This window comes from Pseudomonas sp. GW456-12-1-14-TSB6 (genome assembly GCF_059424205.1).
In genome coordinates this window covers 1-4909 of the sequence record NZ_JBWKZE010000060.1, presented here as the reverse complement: position 1 = coordinate 4909, position 4909 = coordinate 1, and the positions used below count along the sequence as shown (strand labels likewise).

The 4909-nt window shown below is 56.3% G+C and carries 3 protein-coding genes and 2 tRNA genes; 3 read left to right on the top strand and 2 right to left on the bottom strand.

Annotated elements, in window-relative coordinates; genetic code table 11:
* From AC07Y2_RS28590 to AC07Y2_RS28580, 3 genes are all read left to right on the top strand, one after another.
* Positions 1 to 1965: type VI secretion system Vgr family protein (locus AC07Y2_RS28590; RefSeq protein WP_103387446.1), on the top strand; the 1965-nt coding region annotated here is incomplete at its 5' end.
* Positions 1965 to 2843, top strand: a complete 879-nt coding sequence (locus tag AC07Y2_RS28585; protein WP_103387447.1) for a VRR-NUC domain-containing protein — start codon at positions 1965 to 1967, stop codon at positions 2841 to 2843. The genes AC07Y2_RS28590 and AC07Y2_RS28585, both read left to right, overlap by 1 nt.
* Before the next feature lie 2 nt (positions 2844 to 2845).
* The gene (locus AC07Y2_RS28580) at positions 2846 to 4411 is read left to right on the top strand and encodes a type VI immunity family protein (protein ID WP_103387448.1); all 1566 of its coding nucleotides are present in this window, start codon (positions 2846 to 2848) and stop codon (positions 4409 to 4411) included.
* Positions 4412 to 4754: 343 nt separating this feature from the next.
* On the opposite strand, the gene AC07Y2_RS28575 is transcribed toward AC07Y2_RS28580, so the two are convergent.
* A tRNA-Gly gene (locus tag AC07Y2_RS28575) sits at positions 4755 to 4830 on the bottom strand.
* Between the two features lie 2 nt (positions 4831 to 4832).
* Positions 4833 to 4908 (bottom strand) — tRNA-Glu (locus tag AC07Y2_RS28570).
* Position 4909: the final 1 nt, after the last annotated feature.

Genomic DNA, 4909 nt, shown 5'->3' with positions numbered 1-4909 from the left:
ATCTGCTTCGAGCACCAGCCTCGCGAATACTGCGTACAGGCCGGTGAAACCGACCTCGACTTCATCGCCCGCCTCGCTGCCGAAGAAGGCCTGCTCTACACCTTCGAACACCGCGCCGACGGCCACACCCTCGTTCTCACCGACCGCGTCGGCGGCCTGGGCACCATCGGCACCCACACCGATTGCCCGGTGATCTACCAGCCGATGGCCGGTGGAGACGCCACGGAACCGGCACTGACCCGCTTCCACTACACCGAACAAGTACGTACTGCCGTGCAGGTGCAGCGCGACTACACCTTCACCCACCCGCGCTACAACCAGCAGCACACCGCGACTGGCGATCAGGACCTGAACAACCAGCACAAGGACTACGAACGCTACGACTATCCCGGTCGCTACAAACGCGACATTGCCGGCAAGCCCTTCACCAAAACCCGGCTGGCTGCCCTGCGCAACGACGCCAAGCTGGCCCATCTGGAAGGCGACGATGCTCGCCTGCAACCGGGATTGGCCTTCGACCTGAACGAGCATCCCCGCGAGGATTTCAACGACCGCTGGCGCACCATCGCCATCCAGCACGAGGGCAGGCAGCACACCAGCCTGCAGGAAGAATCATTTGGCAGTGGCCTTGGCACATCCTATGAAATGAAGGCCAGCGCCATCCGCTGGACCTCGGACTGGAAAGCGCCGCTGCGCGACAAGCCCTGCATCGACGGCCCGCAGATTGCCACGGTGGTTGGGCCTCCCGGTGAGGAGATTTATTGCGACGAATGGGGCCGGGTCAAGGTGCAGTTTCCGTGGGACCGTGCGGATAAAAACAACGATCAGAGTTCGTGCTGGATTCGTGTGGCGCAAGGTTGGGCGGGCGCGACCTGGGGCGCGATGGCGATTCCGCGTGTGGGCCAGGAACTGATCATCAGCTTTCTGGATGGCGACCCGGACCAGCCTATCGCCACGGGCCGCACCTACCGCCAAACCAATCTGCCGCCGTACGAGCTGCCGAAACACAAAACGCGGATGACCATCAAAAGCCGCACTCATAAGGGCTCGGGCTTCAACGAACTGCGCTTTGAGGATGAACTGGGGCAGCAGGAAGTCTTTATCCACGCCGAAAAAGACAAGAACGTCCATATCAAGCACAACAACACCACCTACGTGGGTAACGACCGAAGCGAGAAGGTCGAACACGACGAGCAGGTTGAAATCGGCCGTAACCGCAGCGAGCGAGTAGGTAACGATGAACACATTGCTATTGTGCAGGATCAGCATCTGGAACTGGGCCGTGATCGAATTCAGACGCTGGGGCGTAATTATCACGCCACCATCGGTGGGGACCGATTCGAGGAAATTGCCAACAATCGGAATGACAGAATTGCCGCTGACCATAACATCCAGATCGGAGGCAGTGCTGAGCAATCAGTCCGGAACCGCTACTACCTGTCCGCAGGGCAACGCATTGAGCAAAAAACGACAGTGTTCGATGTCACCTCGGGCGAACGCATTGTTCTGAAAGCCCCCGGTGGCAGCATCACGATTGATAGCGATGGCATTACCCTTGATGGGCTGACCATCAAGATCAAAGGCCCCGTCACCACAGATGCAATCGGTACGGGCAATCCGCTTGGCAATCCACAATCGCCTCCCGCACCGCTTGGAGCATTCCTGGGACGTTACACGTTGCTGAAGAACGATCAACGTGTTTTCGCGGGCTATCGATATCGCATCACTGATGGCGCCACCCTACTCACCGAAGGCCTGACCTGCCCCCAAGGGGGAACTGACTGGACTGTTACCGAGGCATCCAAATCCGTGCAGGCCCATAAAGCAGTCATGCGCGACGATCAGCGAATCACCGAAACCTGGCAACCCTATCTGATGGCTTTCGATGATGAAGCTCCACCCGTAGAGACCAAAGTCATGTTTCCTGAAGACTTTCTTGCTCATTACAGCGAAGGCCTCGACTGATGCCAGTAGTCCCCATTGCCCGAACGCTCGCTCACGTTATCGACAGAGCCTATCGGGCCTACCGAGCAAACCAGGCTTATGAAAACGCCAAAACCGCCGCCGAGTTGGCCCAACTCGCAGTAGAGATTAACGAGCGAAGAAAGCAGATTAAAAACATGCTTCGAGCAACTATCGAAGCAATGACGCGTGAAATCGACGTCAAAAGCTCCACGTTTGCCACTGTGGACCGGGGCGGCAATAGCACGGCTTCTCGCAGAGGCAAGGAGAACTTGAATTTCAAGGAATACATCGAACGTAAAGTGCCTTTTCGCCCAGCCATCAGCCAAGTCTGCACAGTTGCCCTACAGATGCCAATCAAGGTGCCACGCCGCATTCGCAAAAAGATCGCCGGCGATAGGGTGGAAACCACAATTGAGGTTGCACTCAAGCAGTTCACCGCCTCGCTGTTCTTTGAGTCCGTGGACGAGGCGTTGGAATGGCGAAGCCCACTCAAGGCGGAGCCGAACTACAACCAAAGCAGCCAAAAAGCATTGCTTGGCGATCCAGCAACTCGCCCCAAACGGTTTGGAAGCGCGATACAGCCATTCTGGCCCCGCCCGCGTTCTCTGGCACCTGATCTGGTGGTCGTGGAATACCGCCAGGAACCGTTCGAGATCGAAAATGTATTTGCGGCAGTCGAGATCAAGTTTCCGGGGGATTGGGTAAAACAAACACAAATAAACGATTACGCGCGACTGATGAGACCCAAAACAGGCGTCAACCGAGAAAAGATTGGGCGGGAGAAAGTGGCCTTGCTACGCGTTCCGGAAGATTGCACTGGCCCTGAAACGGATAACAAACAACCCCCTACATCCAAGGGCGCCAAAAACAGGAGGTGAACGTGAGCACTACCCATAATTTGTTTGATGAAGATGAGCGTGATGAATTTATTGCAGAGCTCAAGGAGTGGCCAAACACTGATTGGGGTACGGACGATGCTCGACACAGCGTCAGCCCTTTCATCAGTTTCTACTTCCCCCCTGCTCCAGACAACCACCAAGAAGCAGCGCTGATGATGGTGGATATCCACGAAGCCTTCGAACAACTCCTTGGCAAACCTTACACCGTTGGCACCCACCCCGTTTCAGAACGTCCACATCCATATGGCTCTACACGCTTGCCAGATCTTCGTGAACAGGCCAGGAAAATTTCTAGCGATAAAACTTTTGTCTTTAACTTCACTGATGAAAAAAACCATGCCACGTCACCCACAACGGCAGGTTACTTCTGGCGAACATCATTTTTAGAATACGAAGGTAGTTATAACCCTTATTCCTCAATCACGTTCTATTACCGCTGGCAATGGTGGCTGGACACCCGCGAAGCGTGGCGCCGCTTTGTGCTTAAGACCATTGACCTGCTCAAGGCGCATCAGGTCTACAGCGGCTTCGCCATGGCCAACCCGCTTGAATTTGGTACGCGATCAGCCATCACCACTTGGGAGCGGGCACTCACCCCGAGTTTCTACGGCCTGGATATCGACTACGCCTTCTGTATGAACAGTGAACTGGTCCACGGCATCCGCCCTCCCACCTGGGCCTTCCTGCTCGCAGACCACTGGCGCGAAAAACTTGACCTGACCCGCGAGCAAGTACGTACGACACTCTCTCATCCACGTATCAGCATTACCGAATTACAAAGCGGCCAATGGATCGAACTGGGCGAACAGCCAGAATTGTATCCGGTTGACAAAGGTGTGCCCGAACTGCCCATGCTCTTGAACAAACTGCTCAAGCCGATCCGCAACGACGACTTGGGATTGCTGGGCTTCGGCCAATGGGACGGCGACCCCAACGAGCGTTTCACTGACGCTGACAGCCGTCGCTGGATATCCCGCTTTGACACCGACAGCGATTGGCCTACGCCAGCAATGCGCTTCATCGCTCCATCGCCCATGCCTTCCGTCCAAATCTCTACGCCAATGCCTCTTCGTATGGTAGCTGGAACAGCTTGTATTCAAGACGGATGGTGGCTGGTTCCAGGGCAGGCGGAAACCCGGCGAGCGTTCAAACAGGGCGAAATGATGCCAAACCTCGATGCAGCATTCACAGACGATTTGGTGACATGGCAGCGTGACCTTGATCAAACACCACCAGAGCCTGCCCGCTATGCCAATGCCCATGATCCGGCTCCTCGCGAAGGGCGCTGGGAAGTTGAAAGCGACCGTTTCATCGCTCGCGATGTTCAGTTGAACGAACCGTTACCCGCCCACGAGGGTCGGGTCGTGCGCTGGCACTGGACGGTCAGCGGCATGCGTGCGAACAGCGGTCAACCCTGTCCGTATCCGGGCGCCTGGGTGTGTGAGTATAAGCCGGGGAGTAAGCAAGTCATCGAGCATGGCGTTCTGATGCCGACAGTGGATGGTGAGCGAGTAGTCTGGCTCTGGATGGGACTGGAGCCATCGTGATAGCGACGGACAGCAGCCCAATACGACAACTCGGTTCGCGCGCCAGTGGCCGAAAAATACAGGGCAATCTGCGACAGCGTGCTTTTTCGTCCAGGCTTCGGGTTCAGGGCCTTGAAGCAGCGCCACGACGCGACGACAGCCTGAAAGTTTTGGTAGCTGCCGCGTTTACCACCTCCTGCGCCTGACGACGATGGTTTGATGATGTCCTGGTAAACAGACACCCAATGCAAAAAGGCCCACCGAATCGCTTCAGCGGGCCTTTTTGCATTGGAATTGAAGTCAGCTAACCACAAATCGCATGCATACAAAAACGCCGCTCTATTGAGCGGCGTTTTTGTGAATTTGGAGCGGGAAACGAGACTCGAACTCGCGACCCCGACCTTGGCAAGGTCGTGCTCTACCAACTGAGCTATTCCCGCAATGGCGTCCCCTAGGGGACTCGAACCCCTGTTACCGCCGTGAAAGGGCGGTGTCCTAGGCCACTAGACGAAGGGGACA